General features: G+C 76.6%; 7 protein-coding genes. All 7 read left to right on the forward strand.

Translation table 11 applies throughout. The features are described 5' to 3' along the window. Positions 1-143 precede the first annotated feature (143 nt). From NI17_RS05445 to NI17_RS05475, 7 genes are read left to right on the forward strand one after another with little or no spacing between them, the layout of a single operon-like run. A complete protein-coding gene (locus tag NI17_RS05445; RefSeq protein ID WP_243597627.1) occupies positions 144-12,011 on the forward strand; it encodes a non-ribosomal peptide synthetase in 11,868 nt (3,955 codons plus the stop codon). After that, on the forward strand, positions 12,008-13,156 hold the full coding sequence (locus NI17_RS05450; RefSeq protein ID WP_068692054.1) for a saccharopine dehydrogenase NADP-binding domain-containing protein: 1,149 nt from the start codon (positions 12,008-12,010) through the stop codon (positions 13,154-13,156). Before NI17_RS05445 ends, NI17_RS05450 begins: the two co-directional genes overlap by 4 nt. Further along, positions 13,153-14,298 carry a Gfo/Idh/MocA family oxidoreductase gene (locus NI17_RS05455; protein ID WP_243597628.1) on the forward strand — a complete coding sequence of 382 codons (1,146 nt, stop codon included), beginning with the start codon at positions 13,153-13,155 and terminating at the stop codon, positions 14,296-14,298. Before NI17_RS05450 ends, NI17_RS05455 begins: the two co-directional genes overlap by 4 nt. Further along, entirely contained in the window at positions 14,295-15,083 is a 789-nt protein-coding gene (locus tag NI17_RS05460) for a thioesterase II family protein (protein ID WP_068692058.1), read from the forward strand. The genes NI17_RS05455 and NI17_RS05460 overlap by 4 nt, the downstream gene beginning before the upstream one ends. Then, the gene (locus NI17_RS05465) at positions 15,065-15,847 is read left to right on the forward strand and encodes a class I SAM-dependent methyltransferase (protein WP_234401972.1); all 783 of its coding nucleotides are present in this window, start codon (positions 15,065-15,067) and stop codon (positions 15,845-15,847) included. Before NI17_RS05460 ends, NI17_RS05465 begins: the two co-directional genes overlap by 19 nt. Then, positions 15,844-17,655, forward strand: coding sequence for an ABC transporter ATP-binding protein (locus NI17_RS05470; protein ID WP_068692061.1), 1,812 nt, complete (start codon positions 15,844-15,846; stop codon positions 17,653-17,655). The genes NI17_RS05465 and NI17_RS05470 overlap by 4 nt, the downstream gene beginning before the upstream one ends. Beyond that, positions 17,652-19,388 (forward strand): ABC transporter ATP-binding protein, encoded by a 1,737-nt coding sequence (locus NI17_RS05475; protein WP_119267487.1) that lies wholly within the window; start codon positions 17,652-17,654, stop codon positions 19,386-19,388. The genes NI17_RS05470 and NI17_RS05475 overlap by 4 nt, the downstream gene beginning before the upstream one ends. The last annotated feature ends 34 nt before the right edge of the window (positions 19,389-19,422 follow it).

Consider the following 19,422-nt stretch of genomic DNA (forward strand, 5'->3'; position numbering starts at 1 on the left):
AATCCGGGTTTCTGCTCGTGATTGCCGCATCACGGTCTCGACGGGACCAATGCGGCGATGCTATACATAGTGCCGCAAATGAAAACTATTTTCATTTTCGATCGCTGTGGGCGATCCCATCCCTGACAGAAGGGCGGTAGGACGTGCGGACACCGGTCGAGACGGTCCGGCGGCGGGTCGCGGAGATCCTCGGAACCACCGACTTCACCGACAGCGACGACCTCTTCGACCACGGCCTGGACTCCCTGGGACTGATCCGCCTGGTGGGCACCTGGCGGGAGCGGGGAGCCGAGGTGACCTTCGAGGAACTGGCCGCCGAGCCCACCGTCGCGCACTGGGCGCGACTGCTGGAACACGCCGCCCCGGCCCCGCCCCGGACCGCGGAGACGGTCGTGCCGGACGCCGACGCGCCGTTCCCGCTCGCCACGATGCAGCACGCCTACTGGATCGGCCGCCAGGACGGACAGCCGCTCGGCGGGGTCGCCGCGCACTTCTACACCGAGTTCGACGGCCGGGAAACGGACCCCGAACGGCTCGACGCGGCCGTCGCGGCCGTCACCGAACGCCACCCCATGCTGCGCGCCCGCTTCCTCGACGACGGCCGCCAACGCGTCGAACCGCCCGGCCGCCACCGCCCGGTCACCGTGCACGACCTGCGCGGCCTGCCCCCCGCCGACGTCGAACGCCGCCTGGCCGAACTGCGCGACCAGGCCACCCACCGGCGCATGGACGTCGCCTCCGGCCACGTTCTGGACGTGGCGCTGTCCCTGCTGCCCGGCGGGGCCACCCGGCTGCACGTCGACCTGGACATGATCGTCGCCGACGCGCTCAGCCTGCGGGTGCTGTTGGAGGACCTGACCGCCGCCTACGACGGCCGCGCCCTGCCCCCGCTGGAGTACGGCTTCGCCCGCTACCTCGCCGAGCGGGCCCGGCGCGACACCCCGGCCCGGGACCGCGCGCGCAGGTGGTGGCGCCGACGGCTCGCCGACCTGCCCCCGCCGCCGGAGCTGCCCACCGTCATCGACGCGACCCGCCCCACCCCGGCCGGATCCCCCCACGCGCGCTCCACGCGGCTGCACCACTGGATCGACCCCGAGCGCTCCCGGAGGCTCGCGGAACGGGCCCGCGCCCACGGCCTGACCCCCGCGGCCGCGCTGGCGACCGCGTTCGCCGAGGTCCTGGGCGCGTGGAGCGCCTCTCCCCGGTTCCTGCTCAACCTCCCCCTGTTCGACCGCGCCCCGCTGCATCCCGATGTCGACCGGGTCCTCGGCGACTTCAGCGGCTCCGTCCTGGTCGCCGCCGACGTCACCGAGCGCCTGCCCTTCGCGCAGCGGGCCCGCCGCACCCAGGACGAGCTGCGCCGGGCCATCGACCACGGGGCCTACAGCGGCGTCGAGGTACTGCGCGACCTCGCCCGCGCGGCGGGCGGCGCCGTGCTCGCCCCGGTCGTCTACACCAGCGCGATCGGACTGGGCCCCCTGTTCACCGACACCGTCCAGCGGCGCTTCGGCCGCCCGTCGTGGATCATCTCCCAGGGGCCGCAGGTGTGGCTGGACGCGCAGGTGACCGAGCTCGACGGTGGACTGCTGCTCAACTGGGACGCGCGCGAGCGGGTGTTCGCCCCCGGCTTCCTCGGCGCCGCATTCGCCGCCTACCGAGACCTGGTCGACGCGCTGGTCGACGACCCCGACGCCTGGCAGACCCCCTACCGTCCCGACCTGCCCGAGGTGCGGCGGCGCGCGGCGGCCCCGGACGCCGACCTCCCCGAGGCGCGCACCCTGCACCGCGCGTTCTTCGAGCGGGCGGGCAGCGCTCCCGGGCGCACCGCCCTGGTCGCCCCCGACGGGACCGGGACCGGCTACGGCGAGCTGGCCGAGCGCGCGCTGCGCGTCGCCGGAGCGCTCGCTCCGCTCACCACCCCCGGCGACACCGTCGCGGTGACGCTGCCGCGAGGCCCCGAGCAGGTCGCGGCGGTGCTCGGCGTGCTCGCCGCGGGCTGCGCCTACCTGCCGGTGGGCGCCGACCAGCCGCCCGCCCGGCGCGCCCGCGTCCTCTCCCGGGGCTCGGCCGCGCTCGTGGTGACCGACGCCGCGGGCGCGGCCGCGGCCGACCCGGACGTCCCCGTCCTCGACCTGGCCGAGGCGCTGGCCGCCGACCCCCTGCCGCGCCCGCGCGACGTCCCCCCGGACGCGCCCGCCTACCTGCTGTTCACCTCCGGCTCCACCGGCGAGCCCAAGGGGGTGCAGGTGCCGCACCGGGCGGCCGCCCACACCGTCGACGTCCTCAACGCCCGGCTGGGCATGACCGACGCCGACCGCACGCTCGCCCTCGCCGAGGCCGACTTCGACATGTCGGTCTACGACCTGTTCGCGCCGCTGTCGGCGGGCGGCGCCGCGGTCCTCGTCGCCGACGACGCGCGCCGCGACGCCCCGCGCTGGGCGCGCGGCGCGGTCCGCGGCGGTGTGACCGTCCTCAACTGCGTGCCCACCTTCCTCGACATGCTGCTCACCGCGGCGGAGTCGGGGACGGCGGAGCTGCCGCCGCTGCGGGCGGTCCTGCTCGGCGGCGAACGGATCGGCGCGGACCTGCCCGCCCGGCTGCGCGCGTTCGCCCCCGGCTGCCGGTTCCTCGCGCTGGGCGGCATGACCGAGGCCGCGATCCACTCCACGGTCCAGGAGGTCGACCGGGCCGACCCCGCCTGGCACTCGGTGCCGTGGGGCCGGCCCCTGCCCGGTGTGCGCTGCCGGGTCGTCGACTCCCAGGAACGCGACCGCCCCGACTGGGTGCCCGGCGAGCTGTGGGTGGGCGGCGCGGGACTGGCCGACGGCTACCGGGGGGACCCCGCCGCGACCGCCGACCGGTTCGTCGAGCGGGACGGTCAGCGCTGGTACCGCACCGGCGACCTGCTGCGCTATCTGCCCGACGGCACCCTGGACTTCCTGGGCCGCGTCGACCGCCAGGTGAAGGTGCGCGGCGTGCGCGTCGAACTCGGCGAGATCGAGGCCGCCCTGCGCGCCCACCCCGAGGTCGCGGCCGCGGTGGCCCTGGTCGAGGACACGCCCGCCCCCCGCCTGGCCGCGGCCGTGGTCGCCGACGACGACGGCACGCTGCCCGGGCGCCTGGCCGCCCACGCGGCGTCGCTGCTGCCCGCGGCCATGCTGCCCGAGCGGATCGCGGTGGTGGAGAGCCTGCCGCTGACCGCCAACGGCAAACCCGACCGGGCCGCCGTGGCCCGGCTGGTGCGGGAGCGCTCCCGCACCGGGGAGGGGACGGGCGACGCCCCGCGCGGACCGGTCGAACACGAGGTCGCCCGCGTCTGGGCCGACCTGCTCGACCGCGACCGGGTCAGCCGCGACGACGACTTCTTCGCGCTGGGCGGCGACTCCCTGCTGGCCACCCGCGTGGTCGCGGCGCTGCGCGCGGCCGGACACGCCGACGCCGGGGTCGCCCGGCTGTTTTCCGCCCCCGTGCTGCGGGACTTCGCCGCGTCCCTGACCGGGCGGGGGGAGGCCCGGCACGAGCCGGTCGTCCGCCCCGACCCCGAGCACCGGCACGACCCCTTCCCGCCCACCGAGGTGCAGCGCGCCTACCTGCTCGGCCGGTCCCCGGAGTTCACCCTCGGCGGCGTCGGCACCTACCACTACAGCGAGTTCGACGGGGCCGAGGTGGACCTCGACCGGCTGGAGAAGGCGTGGAACCGGCTCGTGCGGCGCCACGAGATGCTGCGGGCGGTCTTCGACGACCACGGCGACCAGCGCGTCCTGCCCCGGGTGCCCGCCTACCGCATCGCGGTGACCGACGCCTGCGACGCCGACCCCGAGCCCGCCCTGGCCGAACTGCGCGAGCGGATGTCGCACCGCCTGTTCGACCCGACCCGGTGGCCGCTGTTCGAGGTGCGCGCCGTGCGGTACGTGCGCGACGGCGCGCGGCGCACCCGCGTCGGGATCGGACTGGACTACATCGTCCTGGACGCGCTCAGCATCATGACGCTCTACACCGAGCTGGACCGGCTCCACACCGACCCCGACGCCCCCCTGCCGCCGGTCGACGTGTCCTTCCGCGACTACGTCACCCAGGTCGAGGGGGAGCCCGAGCGGGTGGAGGCGGCGCGCGCCTACTGGCGCGAACGCGTCGCCGCCCTGCCGCCCGCCCCCGACCTCCCCCTGGCCGTCGACCCCGCCGACGTCAGGGAGCCCCGCTTCACCCGCCGCGCCGACCGGCTGGCCCCCGAGCAGTGGCGGGCGCTGACCGGACTGGCCCGCTCCGCCGGGATCACCCCCTCCACCCTGCTGCTGGCCTGCTACGCCGACGTGCTCGCCGCGTGGAGCGGGCAGACCGAGCTGAGCCTGACACTCACCCTGTTCAACCGCTCCGAGGTCCACCCGCACATCTCCCGGGTCCTGGGCGACTTCACGTCGCTGTCGCTGACCTCCTACCGGCGCGACCCCGGACAGGGACTGCTGGAGGCGGCCCGCGCGCTGCAGCGGCGGCTGGGCGCCGACCTGGACCACCGCGACGTCTCGGCCAGTTGGGTGCTGCGTGAGCTGGCGCGGCGCACCGGAACCGCCCAGCCGGGCGTGCCGGTCGTGTTCACCAGCTCCCTGGGCGTGGGCGGGGAGGTGTCCATGGACACCTCCCCGGACTTCCCCGAACGGATCTGGGGGCTGTCGCAGTCGCCCCAGGTCCACCTGGACAACCAGGTGCTGCAGGTGCGCGGCGGTCTCGACGTGTACTGGGACGCCGTCGAGGAGCTGTTCCGCCCCGGCGTGCTCGACGCCATGTTCGCCGCCTACCTGCGCCTGCTGCGCGACCTCGCCGCCACCGGACGGATCGCCTCGCCCGCCGACGTGCTGCCGCGCGAGCAGCGTGCCGAACGCGACCGGGTCAACGCCCCCGCCGCCCCGGTGACCCGCGCCACCCTGCACGGGGCCGTGTTCGCCGCGGCCGACCGCGCCCCCGAACGGCCCGCGGTCGTCACCGACGGCGGCGTGCTCAGCCACGGCGCACTGGCCGAGCGCGCGCTGCGGATCGCGGCGGGCCTGCGGCGGCGCGGCGTCGCGCCCGACGACGCGGTCGCGGTGTGCCTGCCCAAGGGCCCCGACCAGGTCGCCGCCGTTCTGGGCGTGCTGGCCGCCGGAGCGGTCTACGTGCCGGTCGGCCCCGACCAGCCGCCGCGGCGCCGCGACCGCATCCACCGGGCGGCCCGGACCGTGTTCACGGTCGGGGAAGGGGGCGACCCCGGCCGCAGTGCCGCGCCGGAGGAGCTGTACGCCGAGCCGCCGCTGGCCGCGCCCGTGCCCCGAAGCCCCGACGACCTCGCCTACGTCATCTTCACCTCCGGCTCCACCGGCGAGCCCAAGGGCGTCGAGGTCACCCACGCCGCCGCGGCCGCCACCGTCGCCGACGTCAACGAACGCCACGGAACCGGCCCCGACGACCGGGTCCTCGGCCTGTCCGCCCTCGACTTCGACCTGTCGGTCTACGACGTCTTCGGCCTGCTCGGCGCGGGCGGCGCGGTCGTCCTGCCCGCCGAGGAGGAGCGGCGCGACGCCGCGCGCTGGCGCGACCTCGCGGTCCGGCACCGGGTGACGGTGTGGAACACCGTGCCCGCGCTGCTGGACATGCTGCTGCTCGCCGCGGAGGGCGCCGCGTTCCCCCCGCACCTGCGCCTGGCCCTGGTCTCCGGCGACTGGGTGGGCACCGACCTGGCCGCCCGACTGCGCGACGCCACCGCGGGCCGCGCCCGCCTCGTCGCGCTCGGCGGCGCCACCGAGGCCGCGATCTGGTCGAACGCCTTCGACGGCGGACACGCCCCGCCCGGATGGCCCTCGGTGCCCTACGGGTATCCGCTGCGCAACCAGCGCTACCGGGTCGTCGACGCCCACGGCCGCGACTGCCCCGACTGGGTGCCCGGAGAGCTGTGGATCGGCGGGGGCGGGGTGGCCCGCGGCTACCGGGGCGACCCCGAGCGGACCCGCGCGAAGTTCGTCACCGTCGGCGGGCAGCGCTGGTACCGCACCGGCGACCTGGGACGCTACCGGCCCGGCGGGGTGCTGGAGTTCCTCGGCCGCATGGACCGGCAGGTCAAGGTCGCCGGACACCGCCTGGAGCCCGGCGAGGTCGAGGCGGCGCTGGAGGAGCACCCGGCCGTGCGCCGCGCGGCCGTGGTCGCGGTCGGGCCGCGCGAGAGGCGGCGGCTGTGCGCGTTCGTCCTCGCCCAGGATCCCGCCCCCGACCCCGGCGACCTCGCCGCGCACCTGGCCGAGCGGCTTCCCCGCCACGCCGTCCCCGCGGTGGTCGAGACGGTGGCGGAGTTCCCGCTCACCCCCAACGGCAAGGTGGACGCCGCCGCGCTCGCCGAACGCGCCGCGCCCGCCGCCCGGGAGGGATGCGCCGCCCCGGCCGACGACGTCGAACGTGGGATCGCCGAGGTCTGGAGCGGACTCCTCGACGCCCCCGTCACCGACCGCGAGGCCAACTTCTTCGCGCTGGGCGGCACCAGCCTGCTGGCCATCCGCATGGTCGGCGAACTGCGCCGGGTCTTCGGAGTGGAGGTGTCCACCCGCGCCTTCCTGGCCGAACCGACCCTCGCCGCACTGGCCGGCCAGCTCCGTTACCGCGCCCCCGCCGGAACGCTCACCGAACAGCGCCGCGCGCTGCTGCGCGCCCACCGCGACGAGGTCGTCGCCCTCCTGCGGGCCGAGGAGGCCCCGTCCCTGACCCCCGACCCCGCCCGGCGGCACGACGCCTTCCCCCTCACCGACGTCCAGGGCGCCTACCTCGTCGGCCGGGGAAGCGCCTACGACTACGGCGGGGTGGCCTGCCACGCCTACGCCGAACTGGACCTGCCGCCCCTCGACCCCGACCGGCTGCGCGGCGCCTGGGACGCCCTGGTGCGGCGGCACGACATGCTGCGCGCGGTCGTGTCGGCGGAAGGCCACCAGCGGGTCCTGGCCGAGGCCCCCGGTTCCTCGCTGACCGTCACCGACGCGCGCGGCGGCGACGTCGAGGCGCGCGTCCGCCACACCCGGGAGCGGCTGCGCGACCTGGTCCCCGCCCCCGGGACCTGGCCGCTGGTGCGCCTCCACCTCACCCGGGGCGCCGACCGCTCGGTCCTGCACCTGTCGGCGGACCTGCTCGTCGCCGACTACGCGAGCGTGCGACTGCTGCTGGACGAGCTCGCCGCGCTCTACGCCGACCCCGACCACGAACTCCCCGAGGTCAGGGCGACCTTCCGCGACTACGTGCTGGCCCAGCGCGCCCTCAGGGAGGGTGCGCGCCACCACCGCGACCGCGCCTACTGGATGGAGCGGATCGACGACCTGCCCCCCGCCCCGGAGCTTCCGCTGCTGGACCGCGCCGCCGACGCCCCGGCCCGCTTCACCCGGCGCTCGGCCGCCCTGTCCCCGGCCGAGTGGGAGGCGCTGCGCACCCGGACCGCGGCCCGGGGCGTCACCCCCTCCTCCGTCGCGCTGGTCGCCTACGCCGAGACGGTCGCCCGGTGGAGCCGCCGCCCCGACCTCACCCTCAACCTCCCCGCGGCGCGCAGGCTGCCCCTGCACCCCGACGTCGACCGCATCGTCGGCGACTTCACCACCGTCACCCTGCTCGCCGTGCGCGCCGACGACGGCGCGACCTTCGCCGAGCGCGCCCGCACCCGGCAGGCGCGGCTGATCGAGGACCTGGACCACTCCCTGTACTCCGGCGTGGAACTGCTGGCCGAGCTGTCGCGCCGCCGCGACGAGGCGGCCGTGCTCATGCCGGTCGTCTTCACCGGCGCCCTCGGCGCGGACGCGGGCGCCACCGCGGGCGGCTCGTGGGCCGACCGCGAGGTCCACGGCGTCAGCCAGACCCCCCAGGTGTGGCTGGACTGCCAGGTCACCGAGACCGGAGGCGGACTCTCCGTCCGCTGGGACGTGCGCGACGGCGTCCTGTGCGACGGGGTGGCCGACGACGCCTTCGCCGCCTACGTCGCGCTCCTGCGCGACCTGGCCGCCTCCGACGAACCGTGGGACGCCGCCTCCCCCGTCCGCCTCCCCGAACACCAGCGGCGGCGGCGCGAGCAGGTCAACGCCACTGCGGGCCCGCTGCCCGACGGGCTGCTGCACGAGGAGGCGCTGGCCGCCGCGCTGCGCACCCCCGACGCCCCCGCCGTCGTCACCTCCGAGGGCACGCTCGGCCACGCACAGCTGTGGGGCCGGGCCGCGGCGGTCGCCGCGGTGCTCGCCGAACGCGGCTGCCGTCCCGGCGACCGGATCGCCGTCGTCATGGACAAGGGCGTCGAGCAGATCGTCGCCGTCTGCGCGGTACTGCTGGCCGGGGCCGCCTACGTGCCCGTCGACGTCGCCCAGCCCGCGGCCCGCCGCACCGCCATCCTCGACGACGCCGGGGTGCGCTGCGTCCTCACCCAGTCGTGGCTGGCCGCCGCCGACTGGGGCGCGCACGCCGACCCCGTCGCCGTCGACCTCGTCCCCGCCGCCGAGCCGCCCGCCCAGCTCCCGCCGCGCACGGTCGGCCCCGACGACCTCGCCTACGTGATCTACACCTCCGGGTCGACCGGCACCCCCAAGGGGGTGATGATCTCCCACCGCGCCGCCCGCAACACCGTCGACGACGTCAACCGGCGCTTCGCGGTCACGGCGGAGGACCGCGTCCTGGGCCTGGCTTCCCTCGGCTTCGACCTGTCGGTCTACGACGTCTTCGGCCCGCTCGCCGCGGGCGGCGCGATCGTGCTGCCCGACGCCGAGCGCAGGGGCGACCCCTCGCACTGGGCCGAGTCGATCGCCGAGCACGGGGTGACGCTGTGGAACTCCGTGCCCGCGCAGATGCAGATGCTGTGCGACTACCTGGACGCCGACCGCGCGGCCGAGCTGCCCGCGCTGCGCCTGGCCCTGCTGTCGGGGGACTGGATCCCGGTCGCCCTGCCCGACCGCGTCCGCGCCCGCGTGCCCGGCCTGTCCGTGGTCAGCCTCGGCGGCGCGACCGAGGCGGCCATCTGGTCCATTCATCACCCGGTCGAGCGGGTCGACCCCGAGTGGCCGAGCATCCCCTACGGCCGTCCGCTCACCAACCAGACCTTCCACGTCCTCGACGAGGCGATGCGCGACCGCCCCGACTGGGTGCCCGGCGAGCTGTACATCGGCGGCGCGGGGGTGGCGCTGGGCTACCTGGGCGACGAGGCCAGGACCGCCGAGCGGTTCGTGACGCATCCGACGACCGGGGAGCGCCTCTACCGCACCGGCGATGTGGGCCGCTACCGGCCGGGCGGTGACATCGAGTTCCTCGGCCGCGAGGACTCCCAGGTCAAGATCCGCGGCCACCGGGTCGAGCTGGCCGAGATCGAAACCGCGCTGCAGGCGCACCCGGCCGTCGCCGCCGCCGCGGTCGTCGCCGTGGGGGAGCGCGACTCCCGGCGGCTCGCGGCGTTCGTCGAGACCGCGCGCCGCGCCGGCGCCGGACCCGACGACCGCGCCACCGCGGAGGCGGCCGAGGCCGCCCGCGACACCGCGCGGCGCGCCACGGCCGGCCTGGACCGCGACGACCTGACCGCGCTGCTGGACGCCATGGACGAGGTGGCGCTGTCCGCCATCACCCGCGTCCTCACCGGCGCGGGACTGTTCCCCTCCCCCGAAGCCGCCTGCGACCGCGCCGCCGTCCTCGCCGCGCTGCGCGCCGACCGGCGCCACCACCGCCTGGTCGGCCGCTGGCTGGACGCGCTCGTGCGCGCCGGACGGCTGCGCGAGGAGGCGGGCGCGCTGTCCGGGCTGCGCGCCGTCTCCGACGAGGAGTACCGGCGCGCCTGGGAGCGGGTGGCGGACCTGGAGCGCGGCGTCGACTACGGCACCGAGGTGCTGGAGTACATGCGCACCTGCGCCGACCGGCTGTCCGAACTGGTCGCGGGGGACCTCGACGTGCGCACCCTGCTCTTCCCGGGAGCGGAGCTGGACACCGCGGGCGCCGCCTACCGCGACAACCTCGCCATCCGCCACCTCAACGCGGCGGCCGCGGCGGCGCTGCGCCGGATCGCCGAGGCCCACCGGGCGGAGGAGCCGCTGCGGGTCCTGGAGGTCGGCGCGGGCGTCGGCGGCACCACCGCCGCGGCGGTCCCGGCCCTGGCCGGACACCACGTCGACTACCGGTTCACCGACGTCTCCCCGTTCTTCCTCACCGAGGCGCGCGAGCAGTTCGTGGACTTCCCCTGGGTGTCCTACGGCCTGTTCGACATCAATCGCGACATCGCGGAGCAGGGCTACGCGGCCAACTCCTTCGACGTCGTCGTCGCCGCCAACGTCCTGCACAACGCGATCGACGCCGCGGCGGCGCTGCGGCGGATCGGGGAGCTGCTCGCCCCCGGCGGGCACCTGGTGTGCGTCGAGACCACGCGCGAGCACAACCCGCCGCTGCTGGTGTCCATGGAGTTCCTCGACGGGCTGGACGGCGGCCACCGGGACGTGCGGGCCGAGGCCGACCAGACGTTCCTCACCCGCGAGCAGTGGGAGGGCGTCTACGCCGAGGCGGGAGCGCGGCTCGCGCTGACGCTGCCCGACGCCGACGACCGCCTCGCCCGCACCGGGCAGACCCTCCACCTGGTCCGCCTCAAGGACGACCGCGTGCCGGTGACGGCCGGCGAACTGGCCCGCCACACCGCCGAGCGGCTGCCCGACCACATGGTGCCCGCCCAGTGGCGGATCCTCGACGCGCTGCCGCTGACCGCCAACGGCAAGGTGGACCGCTCCGCGCTGGCGGCGCGCCTGCCGCGCGAGGACACCGCCGCCGTGGCCACCGTCTCCGCCGAGCCCGCCGACGACCTGGAACGCTCCCTGGCCGCGCTGTGGGCCGAACTCCTGGAGCGCGAGCACGTCGGACGCGACGACGACTTCTTCGCGCTCGGCGGCGACTCGCTGCTGGTGGCCCGCATGGTCGGCCGCCTGGGAGAGGCGGTGCCCGACGCCGACGGCGTCGAGTGGGAGGTCGTGCTGCGGCACATGCTGCGCCGCCCCACCGTGTCCGGTCTCGCCTCCTACCTGCGCGACCGCTCCGGCGCGCAGGAGTCGCGAACCTCCGCGGCGGCGGCCACCCCGTACGTGGCGCTCAACGGCTCCGGCGGCGACCCGGTCACCGCGCTGGTCCACGCGGGCACCGGCACGCTCGTCCCCTACCGCGCGCTGATCACCGAGATCCGCCGCCGTTCGGGCGGCGCGGCCACCCTGGCCGGACTGGAACTGCCCGACGTGGCCGCGTTCCTGGGCGCCGACCCGCGCACCGTCATCACCCGCTGGGCCGCCGACTACGCGCACGCCCTGCTGGAGGGGGGCGGGCGCCGGTTCCACGTCGTCGGCTACTGCCTGGGCGGACTGATCGCCACGGAGGTGGCGCGCACGCTCACCGAGGCCGGGGCCGAGGTCGCCTCCCTCACCGCGATCAGCACCCACCGGCCCCCGTTCCGCCTCGACGACGAGCTGATCTCGGAGTACGCGTTCGCGGTCATGATGGGCATCGACCCGGCCGCGGTCGGCTTCCCCGCCGACGAGAACCGCGTCTCGGCGGCCTCCGACGCGCTGCTGGAGCAGACCCCCGGCCTGCTGCCCGACGGCGCGATCGGACGGCTGGAGGGGGAGTACGCCGACGTCGCCGCGTGCTTCCGCGAACTCGCGGCCGTGCCGCGCGAGGTCCGCGTCGAGCGGATGTGCGCGGCGGTCCCGCCGTCGGCGGGCAGCTACGGGCCCGAGGCGCTGCACGACCTGTTCCGCATCTTCCGCCAGAGCGTCTTCGCGATCTCCCGCTACGATCCGGAGCCCTACGCGGGCGACGTCACCTTCCTGCGGCACAGCGGCTCCTATCCCTTCCCCGGCAACAAGGAGAGCGTCACCGACTACTGGGAGCGGCTGGTCCTGGGCGACCTGCGGATCGTCGACGTGCCCGGGGACCACTTCAGCTGCCTGTCGGTGCCCTACGCCCCGGGTGTGGTGAAGCTGCTCGGCGAGATCACCGGAGGGGACGTCATCCGATGACCGCCGCGGACCAGCCGCTGGTCGGCCTCGTCGGCGCCTCCGGAGCCGTCGGTGCCCAGGCCGCGCGCGCCCTGTACGGCCTGGGCCGCACCCGGCTCAGACTGGGCGGGCGCCGCGCGGCCCCGCTGCGCGCCCTGGCCGCCGAACTCGGCGCGCAGGTCGAGGCGCGCCCCGTCGACGTCGACGACGCCGCGGCGCTGGCGGACTTCTGCTCCGGCTGCGCCGTCGTGGTCAACTGCGCCGGCCCCTCCTACCGGATCGTGGACCGGGTGGCCCGGGCCGCGCTGGCGGCCGGCGCCGACTACGTCGACGTCACCGGGGACGCCCCGGTGCACGACCGGCTCTGCCGGGACGGCCTCGCGCAGCGGCGCACCGCCGTGCTGTCGGCGGGACTGCTGCCGGGCCTGTCGGCGCTGCTGCCCCGCTGGGCGGCGCGGGGCCGCCTGGAGCGGATCACCGCCTACAGCGGCGGACTGGAGCGCTGCACCGAGGCCGCGGCGGCCGACCTGCTGCTGTCGCTGCCCGGAAGCGCCCAGGAGGCGGCCGTCTTCGGCGAGCCCCTGGCCGTCTGGCGCGCGGGGCGGCGCGTGCCCCGCGCGCTGCGAGCGCGCGACGGCGTCCGCGCCCCCTTCTTCCCCGAGGAGGCGTTCGTCCAGCCGTTCCTGACCGGGGAGGCGCAGCGGCTCGCCGCGACGCTCGGCCTGCGCGAACTGCGGTGGCACACCGTCCACCCGGGGCCGCGCACGCGCGCGGTGCTGACCGGGGCGGCCGGGCGCGCCGACGGCGCCGCCCCCGAGACCGCCGCCCGGCTGCGCGCCGCCGCAGACCTCGACCTGGCCGGACGCACCCCCTACTACCTGCTGGTCTACCTCCTGACCGAGCGGGTGGAGGGGACGCCGCGCGAACGCGTGCTCGTCGTCCGCACCGCCGACAGCTACCGGCTGAGCGGCCACGTCGCCGCGGCGGCGGCGCACGAGGTGCTGCGCGGCGCGGTCGCCCCGGGCCCGCACTACGCCTGCGACGTCCTGGACCCCGACACCACGGTGCGCCTGCTGTTCGACGACGCGCGGGCGGGCACGCTGCACCTGCTCGACGGCGCCGCCGCGGCCGACCCCGCGGCCGAGGTCGAGGAGGGGGCGCTGTGACGGCCGCCGCCCGCCGCCCGCTGCGCACCGTCGTCTGCGGCACCGGCTTCGGCCGCCACTACGTCGAAGCCGTGCGCGCCCTGGACGGGGAGTTCGAACTGGTCGGCATCCTGGCCAGGGGCGGCGACTACTCCCGCGGCTACGCGCGCGCCCAGGGCGTGCCGCTGTACACCTCGGTCGCCGACCTGCCCGACGGCGTCGACGTCGCCTGCGTCGTCGTCGGCGCGGCCGTCTCCGGCGGCCCGGGCAGCGAGCTGGCCCGCGCGCTGCTGGAACGCGGCGTCCACGTCATCCAGGAGCACCCCGTCCACCACGACGAACTGGCCCGCACCCTGCGCGCGGCCCGCGCCGCGGGCCGGGTCTACCACCTCAACCCCTTCTACCGGAACGTCGGCCCGGTCACCCGGTTCCTTCAGGCCGCCGAGGCGCTGCGCGGACACGGACGTGCGCTGTTCGTCGACGCCGCCTCCGCGATCCAGGTGCTCTACCCCCTGCTCGACGTGCTCGGCCGCGCACTCGGCGGCCTCCGGCCGTGGGCGTTCGCCGACCCCCACCCCCAGGAGGAGGCCGTGGCCGCGCTCGCGCACCTGCCGCAGCCCTACCGGGTGCTGCAGGGGGTGGTCGGCGGCGTTCCACTGGTCCTGCGGGTGCAGAACCAGCTCGATCCGGCCGACGGCGACAACCACGCCCTGCTGTGGCACCGCCTGGCCATCGGCGCGGAGGGCGGGGTCCTCACCCTCGCCGACACCCACGGCCCCGTGCTGTGGAGCCCCCGGCTGCACGTGCCGCGCGACGCCCACCGGCGGCTGACCGCCACCGGCCCGGGCACCGGCCACCTGGACGAACCCAGCACCACGGTGCTCGACGGCACCGCGCCGCGCCCCTTCCGCGACGTGTTCGGCCGCACCTGGCCGGAGGCGGTCGCCCGGGCGCTGCGCGAACTGGCCGCCGACATCGCCGCCCACGCCGACCCGCTCGCCCGCGGCCAGTACGACCTGGCGGTGTGCCGCGTGTGGCACGACGTCACCGCCCGGCTCGGCCGCCCGGAGATCATCCGCCCCGCGCCCCCGCGTCCGCTGCGCGCCGCCGACGTCTGCGCCCCCAGCCCGACCGCCCCCTCCGCCCAGACGGGACCACGATGACCGCCGCGACCTCGCCCCACCCCTGGCTGCGCCGCTTCCGACCCGCCCCGCACGCCCGCCTGCGCCTGGTCTGCCTGCCCCACGCGGGCGGAGGAGCGGGCGCCTACCGCTCCTGGGCCGCGCTGCTGCCCTCCGGCGTGGACCTGCTGTGCGCGCAGTACCCCGGCCGTGAGGACCGGTTCACCGACCCGCCCGTCGACGACATGTCCGCCCTCGTGGGCGCGGTCGCCGACGGGCTGGAACCGCTGCTGGACCGGCCCTACGCCGTCTTCGGCCACAGCATGGGGTCGGCCGTCGGCTACGAGCTCGCCCGCGAGCTGCGCGGCCGCGGGCACGCCGAGCCGGTGCGGCTGTTCGCCTCGGGCCGCCGCGCCCCCGCCGACGCGCCCGGCGGGCGGGTCCACCAGGCCGACGACGACGCCCTGGTCGCCGAACTCGTCCGCCTCGGCGGCACCGAACGCGAGGTCCTCGACGACCCGGGGCTGCGCGCGGCCGTCCTCGGCTACGTCCGCAACGACTACCGGCTGATCGAACGCTACCGACCGCTGTCCGGGCCGCCGCTGGACTGCCCGGTCAGCGTGTTCGTCGGCGACCGCGACCCCGAGGTCGACGCCGTCTCGGCCCGCCGCTGGGACACCGCCACCACCGGGCGCGTCGACGTCCAGGAGTTCCCCGGAGACCACTTCTACCTGACCGCCCGCAGACGCGAGGTGGTCCGCGCCCTGCTGCGCCGCCTCGACCCGGCGCTGGCCGCCGCCCAGGGGCCGTGGCCGAGCACGCCCTGACCCCGACCGACCAGCGGAAGGAAGACAACACCGCCGTGATCGACTACTACTCCCCGGCCGCCGAGTTCTTCGACCTCGTCGGCCACCGCCACCTGGCCTCCAGCGGCCCCGCGCTGCGGGCCGCCCTGGCCGGGCTCGACACCGGCCACGGCCCCGTCGTCGACATCGGGGCGGGCACCGGGCTCGTCACCGCGGCCATCGCCCGGGCCCTGCCGTCGGCGCGCGTCGTCTCCGCCGAGCCGTCCCCCACCATGCGGGCGATCCTCACCAGCCGCGTCTTCGGCGACCCCGACCTGCGCCGACGGGTCACCGTGCTGCCCGAACCGGCGCAGACCATGCCGCTGCCCGACTCGATCTCCGCGGCGGTCATCTTCGGGGTCGCCGGGCACCTCACCCGCGCCGAACGCACCGACCTGTGGCGCCGCCTGGCCGACCGGCTGCCTCCGGGCGGCCCGATCGTCGTCGAGCTCATGGGCGTGGAGACCCCCCGCGCCATTCCCCCCACCCGGATGGTCCGCGAGACCGTGGGCGAGCAGGTCTACGAGTGGTGGATCGCGGGCGAGCCCGCGGGCGCCGACGTCATGCGCTGGCGCACCGAGTGGCGGGTCCACCGCGACGGCGAGCTCGTGCGCACCGTCACCGACGAGTACGACTGGGAGACCTTCGGCATCCCGCAGCTGGCCGAGGAGGCCGGCATGACCGCCAAACGCCTCGTGCAGGCCGGACGCGAGGCCACACCGGAGATCGGGGTGCTGGTCAAATGACACGGAGCGACCGGACGGCGCGTCCCGCCCGGGCGCGGGACGCGCGGCGGGGGCGCGAACCGGGGCCGCCGGCCGTGCTGCTCGCCGACATCAGGGGCCGCGTCCGGGCGGCGGTGGCCCTCCAGGCCCTCGCCAGCGCGCTGGGCCTGCTGCCCCTCGTCGTCGTGGTCGAACTCGGCCGCGTCCTCCTGGCCGACGGCCCCGTCGACGCGGGCCGCGCCTGGACGCTGGTCGCGTGCGCGTTCGCCGCGGCGGTCGCCGCGCTGGCCGCCGGGTACGCCTCCACCCTGGTCGGCCACCTCGCCGACAACGACATGCAGCTGGGCGTCCGGCTCGCCCTGGCCGCCCGCCTGGCCCGGGTCCCGCTCGGCTGGTTCGCCGCGCGCGGGTCGGGCCGGGTGAAGAAGGCCCTGCACGACGACATCGGCGAGGTGCACTCCCTGGTGGCGCACACGCTGCCCGACCTGGCCGCCGTGCTCACCGCGCCGGCCGTGGCCCTGGCCTACCTGCTCGCCGTGGACTGGCGGCTCGCCCTGGCCGCGCTCGCCCCGGTCGCGGTCGGGGTGGCGCTGTTCGCCCGCGCGATGTCGGGGGCGATGCGCAGGATGGCCGAGTACGCGGCGGCCATGAACGACGTCAACGCCGCGACGGTGGAGTTCGTCGACGGCATCGCCGTGGTCAAGCACTTCGGCGGCCACCGCCGCGCCCACGAGCGCTACGTCCGCGCCGCCGACCGCTTCGCCGAGTTCTTCACCGACTGGTCCCGCTCCACGATGGCGCCGTCGGTCGGCTCCTTCCTGGTGCTGTCCCCGGTGGTGGTGACCGTCGCGGTCACCGCCGCGGGGACCGCGAGCGCCGCGCTGGGCTGGAGCGAGCCGCTGGACGTCGTGGCCTGCGCGCTCCTCGCTCCGGCGCTGTGCGCGCCGATGAACGTCATCGGCTCGCGGATGCAGCAGGTCCAGGCGGCGACCGCGGCGGCCCGCCGCGTCCACGGCCTCCTCCACGAGCCCGTGCTCGCCGAGGGCGGCACGGCCCGGCCCGACGGGGCGCGCGTGGTCTTCGACGGCGTGCGCTTCGCCTACCCCGCCGCCGACGGCGGAGCGGCCGCCGAGGTCCTCCACGGCGTCGACCTGGTGCTGGAGCCGGGAACGGTCACCGCCCTGGTCGGCCCCTCCGGGGCGGGCAAGACCACCCTGGCCACCCTCCCGGCGCGCTTCCACGACGTCACCGGCGGCGCGGTCCGCGTCGGCGGCGTCGACGTCCGCGACATGCCCGCCGAGACGCTCTACCGCACCGTGGGGTTCGTCTTCCAGGACACCCTGCTGCTGCGCGAGTCGATCGCCGCCAACATCGCCCTGGGCCGCCCCGGCGCCTCGCGCGCCGAGATCGAGGCGGCGGGGCGCGCGGCCCGCGTCGCCGAACGCGTCGAGAGCCTCCCCCGGGGCTACGACTCGGTCGTCGGAGACGACGCCCACCTGTCGGGAGGGGAGGCCCGGCGCGTGTGCATCGCCCGGGCGCTGCTCGCCGACACCCCCGTGCTGGTGCTGGACGAGGCCACCGCGGCCAGCGACCCGGTGTCGGAGGCCGCCGTCCAGGACGCGCTCGGCGAACTCGCCCGGGGCCGCACCGTCCTGGTGGTCGCCCACCGCCTGACCACCGTCACCGGCGCGGACCTGATCGCCGTCATGGACCGCGGCCGGATCGTGGAGACCGGCACCCACGCCGAACTGCTGGAGCGGAACGGGCGCTACGCCGCCCTGTGGCGCGCCCAGCAGATCCCCGTCCCCAGGGAAGGAGCCCCCCGGTGATCCGCGCGTTCCTCGACGCCCTCGGACCGGAGCACGCCCGCCCGGTGCGCGACCGCCTGCTGCTCACCGCGGCCGTCTCCGCGCTCCAGGGGGTGCTGCTGGTCCTGCTGGTGCCGGTGTTCGCGGCCCTGCTGGGGCCCGGGCCCCGGGCCGCGCTGCCGTGGCTGGCGGTCCTGCTGGCCGCCACCGCGCTCTACGCGGTCCTGCGGTCGGTCAGCCTCTACCTGAACTTCACCCTCGGCGGCAGCATCTCCCGGGGACTGCACCGCCGCATCGGCGACCACGTGGCGGGCCTGCCGCTGGGCTGGTTCACCGGGGCCCGCCTCGGCGAGCTGGACCGGATCGCCACCGACGGGGTCTCACGCGCCATGCAGGTGCCGGTGCACCTGCTGCCGCCGCTGTCGGACGCGGTCATCACCCCCGCGGTGGCACTGCTCGGCCTGGCCGTGTTCGACTGGCGGCTCGCGGTGGCCGCCGCCGTCGCCGCCCCGCCGCTGTGGGCGGCGTTCCGTCGCAGCAACGCGGCCGTGGCGCGGGGCGACGCGGCCCGGGACGCAGTCGCCGACGAGGCCGCCGGACGGGTGTTGGAGTACGCCCGCGCCCAGCCGGTGCTGCGCGCCTTCGGACGGCTGGACCGGGGGCACGCGCGCCTGGAGGAGGCCCTGCGCGGCGAGCACGCCGCAGTGCGCCGCCTGCTCGTCCGCGCCGTCCCCGCCATGTTCGTGTTCGGCTTCCTGGTCCGCCTGGCTTTCGGCGCGCTGCTGGCCGTATCCGTCCTGCTCGCCCTGGGCGCCCAGGTCTCCGCCCCGCTGCTGGTGGCGCTGCTCGTGCCGGTCGCCCGCTGCGCCCACGCGGTGGCGGGCGCGGCCGAACTCGGCGGGGCGCTGCGCATGGCGGAGACCGGACTGCGCCGCGTCAACGAGGTGCTGGCCGCCGAGCCGCTTTCCGAACCGGCCGCTCCGCGCCGCCCCGACCGCGCCGACGTGGAGTTCGACTCCGTCGGCTTCCGCTACGCCGACGGCGCCGACGTCCTGACCGACGTGTCGTTCCACGTCCCCCAGGGGTCGGTGACCGCGCTGGTGGGACCGTCGGGGGCGGGCAAGACCACCGCGGCCCGGCTCCTGGCGCGCTTCCACGACGTCACCGGCGGCGCGGTCCGCGTCGGCGGCGTCGACGTCCGCGACATCGGCAGCGAGGAGCTGGCGTGCCACGTCGCCATGGTGTTCCAGGACGTCTACCTGTTCGACGCCACCATCGCCGACAACGTCCGCCTGGCCCGCCCCGACGCCGACGACGCCGAACTGGAGCGCGTCGCCCGCCTGACCGGGCTGGACCGCGTCGTCGCCGAACTGCCCGACGGCTGGGACACCCGCGTCGGCGAGGGCGGCGCCGCGCTGTCGGGCGGGCAGAAGCAGCGCGTCGCACTCGCCCGCGCACTGCTCAAGGACGCCCCCGTCGTCGTCCTGGACGAGGCCACCGCCGCCCTGGACGCGGAGAACGAGGCACTCGTCTGCGCCGCGGTGGCCGAACTGGCCCGCGAACGCACCCTCATCGTCATCGCGCACCGGCTGGCCACCGTCCGCGCCGCCGACCAGATCGTGTTCCTCGACCACGGCCGTGTCGTCGAGAGGGGAACGCACGACGAGCTCGCCGCCGCCGGCGGCCGCTACGCCGAGTTCCTGCACGCCAGACAGAGGGCCCGCGGCTGGCGGCTGACCGCCGCCGACGCCTGACCCGCAGCCCCGCCCTCCCAGAGAAGGAAGAGAC

The sequence above is a fragment of the Thermobifida halotolerans genome (genome assembly GCF_003574835.2).
Taxonomy (GTDB): Bacteria; Actinomycetota; Actinomycetes; order Streptosporangiales; family Streptosporangiaceae; genus Thermobifida; species Thermobifida halotolerans.

What these genes read in the sequence shown, in the direction of transcription:
- NI17_RS05450 (WP_068692054.1), top strand. Translation starts at nt 12,008, where the DNA reads ATGACCGCCGCGGACCAGCCGCTGGTCGGCCTCGTCGGCGCCTCCGGA.
- NI17_RS05460 (WP_068692058.1), top strand. Translation starts at nt 14,295, where the DNA reads ATGACCGCCGCGACCTCGCCCCACCCCTGGCTGCGCCGCTTCCGACCC.
- NI17_RS05470 (WP_068692061.1), top strand. Translation starts at nt 15,844, where the DNA reads ATGACACGGAGCGACCGGACGGCGCGTCCCGCCCGGGCGCGGGACGCG.